This is a genomic window from Paenibacillus sp. 05T425, assembly GCF_056396205.1.
Genome location: NZ_JBFTLA010000001.1, coordinates 673,727 through 689,541 on the forward strand (window position 1 = coordinate 673,727; position 15,815 = coordinate 689,541).

General features: G+C 52.0%; 12 protein-coding genes. 2 read left to right on the forward strand and 10 right to left on the reverse strand.

Annotation, left to right across the window (positions count from 1 at the left end; genetic code table 11):
- Positions 1–84: 84 nt before the first annotated feature.
- A complete protein-coding gene (locus AC1DF0_RS02850) occupies positions 85–1,023 on the forward strand; it encodes an AraC family transcriptional regulator (RefSeq protein ID WP_442049571.1) in 939 nt (312 codons plus the stop codon).
- 50 nt (positions 1,024–1,073) lie between these two features.
- On the opposite strand, the gene AC1DF0_RS02855 is transcribed toward AC1DF0_RS02850, so the two are convergent.
- From AC1DF0_RS02855 to AC1DF0_RS02880, 6 genes are all read right to left on the reverse strand, one after another.
- Positions 1,074–2,111, reverse strand: coding sequence for a LacI family DNA-binding transcriptional regulator (locus AC1DF0_RS02855; RefSeq protein ID WP_442049572.1), 1,038 nt, complete (start codon positions 2,109–2,111; stop codon positions 1,074–1,076).
- A 204-nt stretch (positions 2,112–2,315) separates the two neighbouring features.
- A complete protein-coding gene (locus tag AC1DF0_RS02860; protein ID WP_477573012.1) occupies positions 2,316–3,692 on the reverse strand; it encodes an ABC transporter substrate-binding protein in 1,377 nt (458 codons plus the stop codon).
- A gap of 64 nt (positions 3,693–3,756) precedes the next feature.
- Complete coding sequence (locus tag AC1DF0_RS02865; RefSeq protein ID WP_442049574.1) at positions 3,757–4,596, reverse strand: carbohydrate ABC transporter permease; 840 nt, start codon at positions 4,594–4,596, stop codon at positions 3,757–3,759.
- 13 nt (positions 4,597–4,609) lie between these two features.
- Complete coding sequence (locus AC1DF0_RS02870) at positions 4,610–5,503, reverse strand: carbohydrate ABC transporter permease (RefSeq protein WP_442049575.1); 894 nt, start codon at positions 5,501–5,503, stop codon at positions 4,610–4,612.
- Between the two features lie 12 nt (positions 5,504–5,515).
- Positions 5,516–6,616: a Gfo/Idh/MocA family protein gene (locus tag AC1DF0_RS02875; protein WP_442049576.1), complete on the reverse strand. Its 1,101-nt coding sequence runs from the start codon at positions 6,614–6,616 to the stop codon at positions 5,516–5,518.
- 382 nt (positions 6,617–6,998) lie between these two features.
- Positions 6,999–11,588 carry an S-layer homology domain-containing protein gene (locus tag AC1DF0_RS02880; protein ID WP_477573013.1) on the reverse strand — a complete coding sequence of 1,530 codons (4,590 nt, stop codon included), beginning with the start codon at positions 11,586–11,588 and terminating at the stop codon, positions 6,999–7,001.
- A gap of 387 nt (positions 11,589–11,975) precedes the next feature.
- Here AC1DF0_RS02880 and AC1DF0_RS02885 point away from each other — a divergent pair, with 387 nt between their 5' ends.
- Complete coding sequence (locus AC1DF0_RS02885) at positions 11,976–12,245, forward strand: hypothetical protein (RefSeq protein WP_442049578.1); 270 nt, start codon at positions 11,976–11,978, stop codon at positions 12,243–12,245.
- Here AC1DF0_RS02885 and AC1DF0_RS02890 read toward each other — a convergent pair whose 3' ends face one another.
- The 4 genes from AC1DF0_RS02890 to AC1DF0_RS02905 form a co-directional block, all read right to left on the reverse strand.
- Positions 12,246–12,896, reverse strand: coding sequence for an SGNH/GDSL hydrolase family protein (locus AC1DF0_RS02890; RefSeq protein ID WP_442049579.1), 651 nt, complete (start codon positions 12,894–12,896; stop codon positions 12,246–12,248). It lies immediately after the preceding gene.
- 137 nt (positions 12,897–13,033) lie between these two features.
- A complete protein-coding gene (locus AC1DF0_RS02895; RefSeq protein WP_477573014.1) occupies positions 13,034–13,846 on the reverse strand; it encodes an alpha/beta fold hydrolase in 813 nt (270 codons plus the stop codon).
- 159 nt (positions 13,847–14,005) lie between these two features.
- Entirely contained in the window at positions 14,006–14,347 is a 342-nt protein-coding gene (locus AC1DF0_RS02900; RefSeq protein WP_477573015.1) for a zinc ribbon domain-containing protein YjdM, read from the reverse strand.
- 89 nt (positions 14,348–14,436) lie between these two features.
- Entirely contained in the window at positions 14,437–15,648 is a 1,212-nt protein-coding gene (locus AC1DF0_RS02905; RefSeq protein WP_477573016.1) for a glycoside hydrolase family 99 protein, read from the reverse strand.
- Positions 15,649–15,815: the final 167 nt, after the last annotated feature.

The following is a 15,815-nucleotide window of genomic DNA, read 5'->3' on the forward strand; positions in this document are numbered from 1 at the left end:
AGCCGTTCGTTTTGCACAAGCCGAATCGGATATATGTTAAAATGCAAATAACAGTAATCACTACGGATCGGAGTGAGACGGCAGATGGAATTCGCCAGGCATACATTGAAGGAAATGATCGCGGTTCGCAAGCTGATCTCGTTTCACTATTTTGAATTCGCTAAAGGATACGTGTTCGAAGGGGAGCAGCATGACTTCTGGGAGTTTCTCTATGTGGACAAAGGTTCGGTCGAGGTAAAAGCAGACGATCGCACGCATCAGTTGGAGCAGGGCATGATTATTTTCCATAAGCCGGAAGAGTTTCATACCGTTCAAGTCAGCCAGCAGCATAAGCCGCCTAATCTGTTCGTTCTGTCCTTCGAATGCACCTCGCCCCACATGGTTAGATTCGAGAACCAGCTAATTAGGCTGGGCACGAAGGAACGCAACCTGCTGTCCCTGCTGCTGCAGGAGGGCTTTCACTCGTTCGAGCCGCCCTATGACAGCTCGCATACCCATGAGCTCATCAGCAATCCGGAGGCGCCGTTCGCCAGCGAACAAGTCATGCGAAACTATTTGGAAATGCTGCTGATTCAGCTCATTCGCCAGCAGGACGAGGGAGATCTCCGCGACGCCTCCTCCGCAGCTCGCAAGCCGGCCTCGTTCCAAACCGAGAATACGGAGGAGCAGATGGCCGAGCGAATGATCGCCTTCATGCGCGAGCACCTGCAGGAGCCTCTGAAGCTGGAGCAGCTGTGCAAGGAAATGCATCTCGGCAAGAGCAGGCTGAAGGAGATTTTCCATTCCCGGACCGGCACGGGGCCGATCGAATATTTCAAGCAGCTGAAGATTGAAGAGGCTAAGTCGCTCATTCGCGAGCAGCATTACAATTACACGGAGATCGCCGCCATACTAGGCTACAGCAGCATCCATTATTTCTCCCGCGACTTCAAGAAGTCGACCGGCATGTCGCCCTCGGATTATGCGCGAACGGCCAAAGCCCGCGTAAGGCTGGACACCTCATCGGCACCAAAACGCAAATAACCCTGCCCGGACGCTTAGTCTTGGAGCAGGGTTATTTTGTTAATCGCGGCCTAATGACCCGACGGCTTCCATTCCGAAGAACGGCGATGGATCATTCGGTACGGAATGGTCATCCTTATCGGGAGTGAATATTGATTGTCTAAGTAATCGAGCAGCAGCTTAACGGCGTACATGCCCATCTCGACCTTAGGCACATGAATCGTCGTGAGCGGAGGCGAAGTAAACTCGGATATCTCAATATTGTCGATGCCGATGACCGCAATATCTTCCGGAACGCGCAGCCCTCTCTCGGTTGCCGCACGCATTGCCGCGATTGCCATCATATCGCTTGCCGCGAATATCGCCGTCGGCGAATAACCATCCTTCTCGAAGGCTAGTTTCGTCATCTCGTAGCTGAGGGACACGTCCCATTTGACATCGATCATCCAGTTGTCATCTACGGGCAGACCCGCTTCGTTCATCGCGCTCTTGAAGCCGACGAAACGTTTCTCCAAACGGAAGTCGTCGTTCAGCTCCGGTCCGCCAATATAACCGATTTGCTTATGGCCTTGTTTAATGAGATGCTGCACGGCTTCCTTCGCGGCCAACTCGCGATCATAGCAGACGACCGGCAGCGTCTTGTCCGACAAATCGACGCCAACGACAGCTCTAACATGCTTCTTAATCCACTCGTAGGCATCCTGGTCAATCCGCTCCACGATAATCATGCCGTCGATGCGGTGCTCCTTCACTAACGATTGCAGCTGTTGGATGTCCGATTGGTTCTCGATGCTGTAGATGAATTCCAGCCTTATGCCCGCTTCGGTAAGAGCCCTCTCCACGCCTTCCAAAATGACCGAGAAATACGGATTATTGTATTTATTCTGAGGTATGGCAACGACGCAGCCGATATGAACCATGTTGTTCTTCGAATCATTTCTATTGCTCTTCTCCGAACGATTCGCCTTGTAACCGATTTTCTCGGCGACTTCCCATATCCGCTTCCGCGTTTCTTCGCTGACGGAACGGGTCGAATCGTTCTTCATCACTCTCGATACCGTTGAGATGGAGACACCCACCTGCTCGGCTATGTCCTTTAGCTTCGCCATCTTACTTTCCTCTCTATCCTGCATCGATTTCGATAAAAGCCTCTATAATTGCGGCAACAAAAAAATAAGTTGCGGCAAATCTATTTTATAACCCAGCCAGTCAATAGTCAAGGTGAAACGGCTGAACAAGCTTTTCGCATGAAGCCAAAAAAAGAGAAAGAAGCGTAAAACACGCTTCTTTCTCTTTCATCATCACTTGCGTTATTATTTCATTTTCGATTCCAAATCTTTGATCGCCGCATCGACGTCCCCATCGCCTGCCAACGGATTTTTGAGCGATTGCTCGCCATATGTCCAGACAAGATCGGTCTTCTTAGCCGTGAATGGGGAGATAATGCCGAATTGCTGCGCGTCGAGGAATATTTTGTTTGCTTCCCCAACCGTTGTGATGTAAGCTTCGGCAGCCGCTTTGTTGGCCGGAATCGAGTAGCCTTGCTTCGCCAGCTCCGATTGTCCTTCCGGACCTGCCAGCCATGCGAGCAGCTTATAAGCCGCATCCTCATGCTTCGTATTGCTTGAGATCGCCATGCCGGCCGGTTGAACGACCGTCTTGTTCTCCTTGAACTTCGGCAGGTACGTAATGCCGTAATCGATGCCCGCTTCCTTGAAGTTCGTCGTATTCCAGTTGCCGCCTGGGTTCATGGCAACCTTGCCGGTCGTAATCGACAGGTTCACTTGGCCGCCAAGACCTTCGATTTGGGCCGGTGTCGTATTGATCTTCTTCTTCGTCGCATCGATGAAGAAGTCAATAACTTCACGTGCTTCCGGCGTATTCAGCGCCAGAGCACCGTCATCCGTAACCAGCTTCGCTCCGTTAGACCACAGTTGCGGCTCGAGGAACCAGTCCATCGTCGAGCCCGGCGATACGGACATGCCCCATTGCGCGATATTGTTGCCGTCGAAGCCTTCTTCACCCGGGTTTTTGCCGTTTTTGTCAAGCGTAAGCTTCGTGGCGATGTCGATGATTTCATCCCATGTCGGCTCAAGCGACGGAACTGGCGCTCCCTTCGGATTTTTCGCGGCATCCGCGAAGATCGCTTTGTTGTAGTACCATACGATGACGTTCGCATCGATCGGAAGGGAAACCTGCTTGTCATTGTATTTATGCAATCCGAGTAAGCTCTGGTCGATGTTGCTCAGCTCGAAGCTGTTTTCAGCAAGCAGTCCGTCCAATTCTTTAAAAATGCCGAGCTCGGCATATTTCTCAATAAACGCAAAGCTTGTTTTGAAAACGTCCGGCAGCGTGCCGCCGGCCGCATTGGCCGTTAAGCCGTCCCAGTAGCTTCCCCAGTCCTTGCCTTCAAGCCTCACCGTAATGTTCTTATTGGCTTCCATGAACTTATCCAGCAATTCTTGCGTCCGCTGCAGCTCTTCCGCCGTCCCCCACTGCGAGTAGGTGATGGTGACGGGCTCTGCGGGTTTCTCGGTTTGCTCGGCGTTTTTGCCATCGTTCTGCCCATTCGCCGGCCCATTCGTCGGCTCGTTCGAGCCGCCATTGTTGTTGCCACACCCGGAAATAACCAAAGTCATCGATAAGACCAACGTAAATAGACTCAACAACCACTTACCGTTCGTTTTCATATCCAGTTCCCCTTTAGATTAATGTGAAAACAGCAGCATCTTGCGAACCTCAAGCTTAAGCGGCCTAGCCCTTCGAACCCGTGAGCACCACCCCCTCGACGATATATCTTTGCGCGAACAGAAAGAGGAGACCGATCGGCACGATGCTGATGAACGCCCCTGCCGCCAGAGCCGGAAAATCTTGGCTCGTCTGGCCGATCAGCAGTTGCAAGCCGACGCTTAGCGTGAACATTTCGTTGTTCTTGATGTAGAGGAACGGCCCCAGGAAATCGAGCCAAGAGTTAACGAAAGCAAAGATGATCGTCGTCATAACAATTGGTTTGGACAGCGGCATAATGACCTTGGCGTAAACCGTCCAGCGGCTGCCGCCATCCAGGTATGTAGCCTCGTCCAGCTCCTGAGGTATCGTCATGAAAAACTGCCGGAACAAGAAGATATAATAGGCCCCGCCCAGCCAAGCCGGTACGATTAACGGCAGCCATGTATCGATCCAATGCAGTTTCGTGAACAGCACATAGGACGGAATCATCATAATGGACGGCGGAATCATGAGCGTCATTAAGACGACTGGGAACAGCCGGTCCTTGTATCTCGTCGAGAACCGCGAGAACCCGTATGCAACGATCGAGCTCGATAAGACAGCGCCGATCACGACCAGAATGGAGATGGAAAAGGAGTTCTGAATCCACTTCCACATCAGCGGCTGCACGTCGAACAATCGGTTAAACGCTTCAAAGTTGACCGATTCCGGCAGCAAGGACGGCGGCGCCTTGTAGGTTTCTGCCTTGGTCTTCATCATTGTTGATAGCATCCATGCGAGAGGCCCTACGAATAGCACCAAGGTAATCGTCAGCAGCACATATTTGCCGGTTTGGTTAAGTATGCGATTTCTTTGTCCGCTCATTACGGTATACCTCCTATTTCTCGCCTTCGTAGTATACGAATCGATTGGATAGCTTCATTAGCACGAATGTGACCAGCGAGATGAGCGCGAACAAGAAGATGGATTGCGCCATGGCCATGCTGAACTTCAGGTCGGTGAATGCCGACTTATAAATGTTGTAAACGAAGGTGTATGCGGCATAGTTCGGTCCGCCCTTGGACAGCAGCAGCGCTTCCGTGAACATCTGAAAGTTGTACATCGTCTGGATAATGACCACGAACAGAATCGAAGGGCTTATTAATGGAAGCGTAATGCGGAAGAACGTCTGCAGCCGGTTCGCTCCGTCGATGCGCGTCGCCTCGTAAATATGCCTCGGCACGTTCTTAAGCGCGGCTAGAAAGATGAGTACGCCACTGCCCGAGATCCATACTTGAAGCATAATAATAACCGGCTTAATCGTGCTCTCCCCACCAAGCCAATCGATCTTGTCGATGCCGAGCAAAGACAATCCCGCATTCAAAAAGCCGAATTCCGAGTTGAATACGAGCCGCCATATGATGACCGTGGCCACAATCGGAACGAGCGTCGGCAAGTAATAAAACGTACGGAATAGCGCGATGCCTCTCACATTCAAATTCAATAGCAGCGCGATCAGCAGCATGCCGGCCGTTACGACGGGAACGCCAATAATGACGAAATACGCGGTGTTCAGCAGGCTTTTGCCGAAAATCGGATCTTGAAGCATCGTCACGAAATTCGACAACCCGACGAAGTTGTAATTCGCCGCACCGGGAAGTCTGGCATCCGTGAACGCATAGAAGACGGAAGTGCCGAACGGAAGAAGGAAAAAGAGCGTGAACCCAATAATCCAAGGGGATATAAATAAGAAGAAAGCGGATGTATCATATCTTCTCAGCCTGTGTTTCATCAAGGCACCACCTTACCTCGTTAATTCATTCAAATAGACGTAACGTTCTTCCACGATCGACTTCTCAGCAGCAAGTGCTATAAGAAGCGCGTCACGCCCTACATAAGCAGAAGCAAAAGGCTTGCCGCCCCCAAGTACGCTCTTCACGAACTCGATGCGCTGCCTCTGGCCGCCGGTATGGCCGCCCATGATCGAATCCGAGGTGACGTCGATATCTAGATGGTCGCGGGTATAATCCTGACCGCCTACGATGTCGATCGTCTTGTCGTTTTTGGCTACCATTTGACCGCCGTTCTGGCCGATCAAACCGATCTCCAACCCGTCGCCCATCAGGTTTCTTGGCTTCAGATACATACATAATCCCAAATTGGCCTTGCTGCCGTTCTCGTATTCAATCGTTACCCAAGCATGGTCGACGATCGATACGTCCTCAATCGGTTTCGCCGGATAATGGCTGTAGGAGTTCGTGATCATATTCGGCTCTCCTTGCTTCATCACATGCTGGCCGCCTGTCGCGAATACCCGTACCGGCTTAGAGCCGATCATCCAGTTAAAAATATCGAAATGATGGCAATCCTTCTCGACGAGAGCCCCGCCTGACTTATTCTTATCGTAGAACCATTCCGTTGGCGGGAACGGATCGCGGAATTCCTTGCACCACATCAGCTTCACATCGCCTAATCTGCCATCCTGCAATTCCTTGGCCATTCGACGGTAAACGTTCGAGTAACGGTAGACGAGGCCGATCTGCAAAATCCGGTCATGACGTTCCGCTGCCGCAATGATCGCATCGCAATCCTCAAGCGAGTGCGCAACCGGCTTCTCGAGAAACACATGCTTGCCAGCTTCGAGAAAAGCAACCGCCACCTCGCGGTGCAGGTAATTCGGTACACTGATGACAACAGCGTCTACATCATCTTTGGACAGCAGCTCCTTATAGTCGCCGAGAATGATGGGCTTCCCATTCTTCAACTCGACTAGCGTGCGCTCGACGTTCGCTTCATTCATATCGCAAATGTACTTCACCTCGCATTCCGGCAGCAGATCGAATCCGATGCAATGATGCGAACCCATATCTCCTACACCGATGAAAGCCATTCTAAGTTTGCTCATGTCCACACTCTCCACTATGAATTTGCGCCAATTCCACTTTGCATTTGACAAGTATTAGCGGCAACCGTTATTGCATGCTCTGATAATAACGTATCCTTTATAACAAGTCAACAATTTTTGCGTTGAATTTATGCTATATTTGCGCCAAATTTTTTTCCGAGAATTAACTGAGTAATAACGCGCATTTTTTGTTAAATTACATACTAAATTAAAAGTCATGTAAGTGTTTGCATTTACGTCATTTTGTCTAATGTAACCATAATTTGCGCCAAATTTTAGACAAGTACGACAAAAAGATTTGTTTTTTGCGCACGAGGTTGATATGTAGCGGCAATAAAGAAAAAAGCTGCCCTCCAATTACCGGGCAGCCTTACTCTATCGTCTATTTCTGAAGAAACATGAATAAATGCAATGCCGCTTGCGCAGCCTCTGCTCTCGTAACGCCGCCTTGGGGATGGAAGAACCCCGCATCGTCTCCGATCAGCAAGGAAAGCTCCCTTGCCTGGCGTACCGCATCGGCAGCCCAGATGCTGATGCTGCCTTCGTCCTCATAAGGGAGCTTCCGCTCGCCCGACACGGGAAGCGTTAATTTGCCGCCTGCGGCCCGTTCCGCAGCTTTCACAAGCAGTACGGCCAGCTCTTCCCTCGACAAAGCTGCGCCAGGCCTGAATGCGGCGCCGTTGTCGCCGCTTACCAATCCTGCCGACCGAACGGCGGCAACCTTATCTGCATACCAAGCATGAGGAGGGATATCGGTAAACGCCTTCGGCGCATCTGTATCGTCCATTGCTGGTTTCAGCTCCAGCAGCCGGGCCAGCAGCACCGCGAATTCCGCGCGCGTAATGGCGCGGCCGGGCTCGAATACGCCTTCCTTCACGCCGTTCAATACTTGCTTCGCGCTTAACGCCGCGATAGAAGAAGAAGCCCAATGACCAGCCGCTACATCGCGATAAGATTTCTCATAGGACAACCATTGGTAAACTCCCGGCTCGCTTATACGTGCCGATAGAATCCCGTCCGTTAGTACCGCAAATACGGCTTCAAGAGACCTGTCGCTGTCCTTCTCCCGGAAGCGATATAGATTAATGAGATCTCTATCCCAGTCACCTGTCGGCTGAACGGATATAACAACGGGTTCATCGTAAGTGAACAATGGCTTTACCTCATTGCCCGTCTTGACCGCAATCGAGAAAACGAATGCTTCTGCCGGAGCGCGCAGACGAGCTCCGCTGCGTGCGGCATAGGCTGCCAATTCGTCTACGGCTCCGTCCTTCTTCGCGATGCCGATGACGAGCTGCGCCGCTTTCGCCCCGGAAGCGGCAAGCCCTCTTGCTTGCGCAAGCAGCTCGCCTGGAATTTCGAAGCGCATAGCCCCCCGCGTTACCGCAATGGCCGGATTATCCTTCATCGACGGAGCGCCAAGCGGCAGCTCAATGCTGGTCTTGTTCTCCGGCATCGTTATATTTAGCTTACTATCCGTCAATACCGGTTCGTTAATATGCTGCACAAGGTCATCGTTTGTCTCGACCGCCCCTGTCCCTTCGCCGCTTCCGCCGCCGTTAGAGGACGATACGATTTGCAGGCTGCCCACCTCGTAACGTCCGTCTGGGCGCTCGCCTTCAATGGCCAGCTTCATTCCCGGCTCGTTCGTAGCCGGATCGATCACCGCAAGCAGAAGCTTGTAACGCCCCGCAGCAAGCGTGGCCGGCAGATCTAGGCTGTCGCTTAATAGATGCCTGCCTGGCAGCAATGCAAGCAGATCCGCAGCTTGCAACTGCTTGAATACGACGTCTCCGTTCCCATCTGCCAAGCTGTATTCCAGCTTCCAGTCTTGATAGAACGGGGCTACGCCCTTATTGTTCACCACCGTTTGAATCGACAGCGACTTGCCGCGCTTCGCCGAAGGTTGATGCTTCACCGCTTCAATAACGTAGCGGTAGCCCATCATCTTATGCATCGTTTCGATGTTGGACTGAATATCCGTTCCATAAGCCGTGCGAGCCGGCGAAGAAGGACCAAGCCATGACGTATGGCTCTCGCGCATCTGGCGGAGCGTCTCCATCATTGCGTCATCGGTCATCCAACTCTCCGGATTGCCATTGGCGAATTCACCGCCGGAATAGGCGTATTTCCAGAAGTCCGGCATAGCCGATTCAGCCAGCTTGTCGCCAGCTTCCGCGGGATCGTCGACGAATTCGCCAATACCCGTCCAGCCGCCTCGCGTCCATCCCACCCATTCATCCGTGCTCGACTTAATGCCGAATACGTCGTTGAATAGACCTAGCCGCTGCTCGCTGGCAATTGGAAAAGGCTTTCTCATTCCGATCTGCTTATTCGCGAAAGCCTCGCTGTAATGCGCTACGTATTGATCCGACACAGCCAGTTTTGGAAAAACGCCGGAGCCAATCGGCCACGTATGCCACTCGCCCCAGTGCCCCAAGCTTCCAAGTTGCACGAACGCGATCCGTTCGTCGTTGTCGTAGCGCTCGGCGACGGCGGCAATGAGCCGTTCATGCTCGGCGAGCAGCAGCGGGCTGTTGTAATTCGGACTGAAGCCGGAGCCGATCTCTGCCGTATCGTACCAAGTCCCTGCATTGCCTTCGGCCTCTAACGAATCATAGAGCCAATCAGGGATATCCATATGCGCGGGGTCTGACGTCGGGGTATCCAACACGATCCGCAGATTGATCCGCTTGCCCTGCGATGACCAATAATCGAACTGATATTTCTGCTCGATCGCTTCCCAATCGAATTGACCTTTGACCGGCTCCAGCTCGCTCCACGTAATGCCCGCGTAGACGAGGCTATGCTGTTGCTCGTAAGGCGTCCCGTATGGCCGATTGGCATCCTTCGCCCAGGCGACCCAACCCATATACGGATTATTAAGCAGCTCGAAGCTCTGGCGCGGGTAATATACATCGGATGACACCTCATGCGTCTGCACGATGCTGTCGACGGTAAGCGGCGGCGACCCGGCCGCAGGCAGCTGCAGCATCCCGCGATTCATGTAACCAATCTCAATCGGTGCAGGACCTGCTGGCAGACCGATCTGATCCAGGTACACATTCATCTCGATCCAATTATCGTCTACTGCGATATGGACCGGCCCCCGCTCCTCCCATTGACCGTTTTGCTCAGAGTAAGCAAAGAGAGAGCCTTTCTCGATTTTGTAATCGAAGCCTCCTTCCGCCCAGTAGGCAGACGGTTCCCCCGTCGCATCGTCATTGTCGCTATCGATATAGTAAGCGTTTCTCAGGTCCAGCCGGTCGCCGATGACCCTCACGTACAGCTTCCGCTCGTCCATCACGGCACGAAGCTCGTAAGGGGAAGCGCTGGAGGCGGCACCTGTCTCTACCTCGTTCCAATCATCATCATTTCCGTCCGCAACGATGGAAACGGCATTCTCCCTTAAGGAGATCATAGCCGGATCGCCGCTTGCGTCTGGCGCTACGTAAGAATTGCTTAGGAATCCCGCATGTATGGACTGCTCCGTACCAAGGCCAAGCTCGGACAAAGGAAGCGACCATTCGATCGTCTTGGCGTCGCCAGTGCCCGTGCTTTGATAAGGGAAGGCTGCCGCCGTCTGCGTCCAGCCTCCGCTGCCGTTCGATTCATATAACAAAGCGGTTTGTACGAGGAACTCCGCGCCGAGCTTACCTGCCCATGCCCATGAGGACGTGCCGGTCGACGGATTCTTATCAGTATCGATAAAAAAGTGCTCCCATATGTTCGGAAATTCGCTGTTTTCGATTCGACCGGTTATTAACGCATACAATTGCTCGTCGCGGGCAAATGCCTTCACCGTAGTGAGGCCGTCCGCCGTCACGGCAAGCGGAGCTACCCGCTCCCAGTCCGCCCCGTCTCCATCCACGGCAATACGCGGCTTGGAAACAAGACTGATTTCCATCGGATCGCCTGCGGCGTCAGGCATCGCGTAACTATTGCTCAAGAAAGCGATACGTACCGATTTGGCAGCGCCAACATTCAGTTCAGCAATCGGCAAGCTCCACTCGATCGTCTTGGCGTCTCCCGTGCCGGATCGTTCATAGAGCAGTCCTGTAGCAGCCTGCGTCCAGCTTCCGCTTGCGCCAGCCTGGTACAGCAAGCCCGATTGCACGAGGAGCTCCGAACCAAGCTTGTCGGCCCACGCCCACATCGTATTCCCCGTCCCCGGATTGCGGTCGGTATCGATAAGCAGATGCTCCCATAGATCGGGAAATTCGCCGTTATCGATCTTGCCTTCAATCAGTACGTTCAAGCTGTCCGCCGATGCCGAATACTTCACCGTCGTCTTGCCGTCGGCGCTCTGCAGTAGAACAGGAACGTCGACCCATTCCGAGCCGTCCCCGTCGATAGCCAGATCCGCCGGCTCGGCAGGCGCTTCCGATTGAGCCCCTCCCTGCGAAGGAGGCTGAACCGTCATCATCAGCTCGCCAAGTTCAGGCAGCATCGAGCCGTTCGAGGCTAAGCCGAGTTTCATCTTGGAAGTCACACCGCCCCCGTCCGAGAGGAGCGCACCGTCGATTTCATATTCCGCAACCGACTCCGACTCGCTGAGCATAATGTCCCCCAGGGCTGCCCAACTGCCATTGTCGTATTTAAACAAGACGCGATCGATGACTTTGTAATCAATCCCCGCAGAATCCTTCCAGCCCGGAACGCTTTCCCCCGTAGACGCCTCATTGTCCGCGTTGATGTACAGCGTCTTGGATGCCTCCATATCCTCGCCCTTCGCCATTACATAAAGCTTCCCGTCCCGGTTCACGGCTTTGATCAGCTCCAGTCGGTTGCTCACCGCAGCCTGATTTACCGCCGAGCCTTCCCAATCTTCAAAATTGCCGTACCTTTCGAACGAATCCTCCGCATGTACGGTCGAGTCGGCCTTGCCGCTTAAGGGCAGCGGACCTAACGTCCCCAGCATCGATACCAATAAAACAATCGCCGCACTCTTTTTCCCCGAAAACAATCCCATCGTTTCCTTCATCCTCTCATCATGACATGCGATGCAGATTTTCGAACAGACGACAAAAAAGTCATACCGTAATCAATGCTGAATCACCCACTTGAAACCTCTCCTTCACGGATTTTGTCTTTTGCGGCAATCTCATGATGTTTTGGATGCGTTTGCTTACCCAATTTTACGAATATTTAACCCAAATATCAATATATTTACGGCAAAAATTTTACTTTTATTTTATTTATTTGCGCCAAATATACCAAGATGCTTAAGTCGATATATAGGCAAAATAAAAAACCTTGATCGCTCAAGGTTCTGCTGCCTGACTATAGAGGGCATACACATGCAAATTCGTTTCAGCATAACTTATATAGTTCCAACCATGCAAAGGAGGACCATTCATTGAACAAAAGCAAGGGTAATCCCGATCGCAACGGTCAAAATTCAAAAAAAACGGAAATTAGCGCCGCTCAGCTCACCTTAATTGCTGGAGCAGTCGTTACATTTGGTGATGTTTTGGCTACAATCGCAGGGGTGCTTGCTTTGGAAGAAGAACTTCAAGATGATGCTGAACAAACCGAGTATCTAAAAATGCAGGATGAAAAAATCGAAAGCATGCAAAAACAAATAGACGAGCTCACGCTGCAAATCAAAAACTTAACCAGAAGATGACTATAATAAACGATTGAACTCCACCGCGCCCAGCCATTCCGTCGCGATCAGCTCATGTCCGGCCGCTGTAGGATGTACGCCGTCATGAAGCCAATAGCTTGCATCCGCCATTGCAGCCGCATTGTCGAACGGCGCTTGCAATGGAACGAATACCGTACTGTACGAATTGGCTAGTTCGCGAACAACCCCTCCGTAATAATCAAGAAGTTTACGTCCTTCCTCCCACTTGTCCGCCATCAGCCCCGTCTGCAGCATAAACGGCTCACAGAGAACAAGCTTGGAATCCGGCATGATTTCCCTTGTCTCGTCAAGAAGATGCCGATATACTCTCTCAAATCGATCCGATGCTCCCGATGGTTGGCCGCTCATGATACGCCATGCGTCATTGACCCCAACCAGTATGCTAATAATGTCAGGCTTCAAGCTTATCGCATCCTCGTTCCAACGCGCATAAAGATCGGAGACGCGATTCCCTCCTACGCCACGGTTAATAACACGGCAGTTCGCTTCCGGAAACCGGTAGCCAAGCCTGCCTGCGATCAAATTCGCATATCCGTGCCCCAGATACGGATACGACTCCTCCGCTTTGTTCCGGTTCGCATCCGTTATGGAGTCGCCTTGAAACAATATGGTTAATCCTCTCTTCTCCAAGATTCTTAGCTCCTCTCGGTTCAACTTCAATTGACCCTGAATGCTTCCATATTATTTCAGCCCGCGTCATCCGTCTATGATCTATTATGAGCCAGATGTGATGCAAATGAGGGAATGCAAGCAACTCGATTCTGCGGCTAATTCTTATTCGCGAAAAAGGCTATAAGCTCCTTCGAAATCCGTTTTGCATCAAGCTTCTTCGTATGGCCAAGCCCTTTCTGACTGAGCAGCCGCGCATTAGGGAGCACTTGAACCAAAGCTTGCGCACCGTGGCGCAGCGAGATCGGACTCTCGGTCCCTTCGAGCACCAACGTCGGCATCGCGACCCCGCTCCATTGTTTGGCAGGAAGCGGATTTCCCTCGTTGTAGCCATCCAGCAACGCGGCATCATATGGCAGCGTGTGAGCAACGGCCATGAGCCTCGACCATACACCCGGAATGATACGCATCATACCGACAACAAATGAAGGAGCACCCATGCCCTTAGTCATAAAATAGTTAATCGCATCAGCCCGGCGATCAGCGGCAATGAGCTCCTTAACCTGCTTCGCAAAATCTTTTGGCGGCACGTAGCCTGCCGTATCAACGACAAAAGGCGGCTCATGCAGCACTAGCTTCTTCATGCTCACCCCGCTCGCCGCCGCCTGCAACGCAAGAACTGCCCCGGACGATAAGCCATATACATAGGCAGAACCTCCCGCTTCATCAATCAAAGTCTGTAGATCCTCAATCTCGCGCTCAATCGCATACGGCTGCGTGTCCCCGCTATCCCCGCGTCCCCGGCGATCGTAATTGTATACCGTGAACTGTTCAGACAGCAGATTCGCCAACTGCAGCTGCCCAGGAAATTTTCGATAACTGAACGCTCCTGCTACTAAAATAAGTGCTGGACCATGCCCCACCTTGTCATAAGCAATCCTCGTACCGTCTTTTGAAATGATCGTGTTCATATGGAATCCCCTCTCCAGCTTTCAAGCTTCTATTAAGTCGACGAACGAATAACGGTATAATCGACACATCTTGAAAAGTTTTTTATAAAAAAACTCCGACAAGCGGTATGCATGTCGGAGTTCTTGCTGTTGATAGGTGGCTCGTTTTGAGCTGCCAGCCTATATCTTTTTGACAAATTCGGATTTTAACTTCATTTCGCCAAACCCGTCAATTTTGCAATCGATATTATGATCGCCGTCGACCAAACGAATGCTCTTCACTTTCGTACCGATCTTCAACACGGATGAGCTGCCTTTAACCTTAAGGTCCTTAATAACGGATACGGAGTCGCCATCGTTCAGCACATTGCCGTTCGCATCCTTCACAATCTTCGTATCTTCGCTCGTATCTTCCGCCGATTCTAACGTCCACTCATGTGCGCATTCCGGGCAAACGAGAAGATTCCCGTCCTCGTATGTATATTCCGAATGGCATTCCGGGCAATTGGGCAAATCATTCATAACATCCGTTCCTCCATCACTGCAGTTGATTCAATGCTTCTATACTGCCATAGTGTTCACTTATTGGCAAGCTGGATGGAAGCCAGGCACTAGCTCATATGAGGTGTCGGATGCTGCTCGGTTACCGGGAGTTCCCCGCGGAGCATTCGATTAATATCCCCCGTCAGACGCAAGTAGAAATCCGACGACACTTCGACCCCATCCGCGTTAAGCGTCAAGAAATAAGGGCTGTCCGGCGCAAACGTTGCGTTCACTGCCGCCTTCGCAATCGCCGTCGCTTCGTCATATTCATCGAACATCGCTACATAGGCTGTCGAAATGCCGAGACTTGCAACGTTATAAGCCTGTCTCCACATGAAGTCGCCATGCAGTCTCGGAATTTGATTCGGCGGACCTGCATGCAGATTCACCCAACAGAAGCCAGGCCACAGCACGGGCTGGTAATCGATGCCGTTCCCGCTCGTAAAGCTGACATCCTGCTCGATCGGGTCCGTCTTGAATTGATCGGCTCCTTCGAGTCCGTTGAACCGTCCGACAAGCCAAGGCGATATCATATGGAATCGGCGGTATGCATCGAGAAAATCAGGTTTTGAATCAACGGTGCTCGTTCGCCAATACGTCGGTACACCGCCAATGACGTACATATTGCGCTCCTTGAACCATTCGATCAGATCAGCAGACTCCTCTACCGTTCCCGGCCGATCCGTGAAGCCCATTCCCCATATGCATACGACCAGCTTGCCATCCTGCTTCGCATAAGAGGGAGAGTCTGTCAATCGCAGGCTGCCGACGATATTCGTAGTCCAATCACGCTTGATCGCATCCGTCCAGGACTCGGCGTTCAAGCCCGAAGTGTCATACATGACGTAGAACTTCCGGCCATGCTTCTCCGCCGCTCCCTTCACCTTCGTCGCTACACCGTCTCTGTTCGCCCGCCATATATTCTGCTCATCGCTTGTGCTAGCTCCAAATCGCTGCAACGCAGCAACGTCGATACCGTATTCACGCATCCATTCGAAATGCTTATCGACGGTCTGATCGTCAAAGGATGAGAATAGCCTAGCCGGTTCCCCGTTGCCGAGGCACGGCAAATCGGTCTCGTACAGGTGCTCGTATTCGCTTACATCGGGGAACAGATCAAAGGTAAGGTTGCCAGTGGAATTCGGCGTCTCGCCTCTCCTTGACCAATGCACCCAACCATCGAAGGGCGACGGATCGCCCTTCGCGCTGAACCATCCTTGGTACCCTGTCGTCAGCTTGCCGACGACATCCCCTGCAACACGTGCTTCATTAGGAATCAAATGACTTGCACCTCCTGAATATGGCTTGCTTGTCTACTGACATAACCATATTCTTATATGCGCGCCGCCACGTATATGAGGGGATGTAGGCTTTTGCAGTCCAATAAATGCCTATTAAAGATTTTAAGTAGAATGTTACTTAATCCTGTATACTGGAGATATATGCT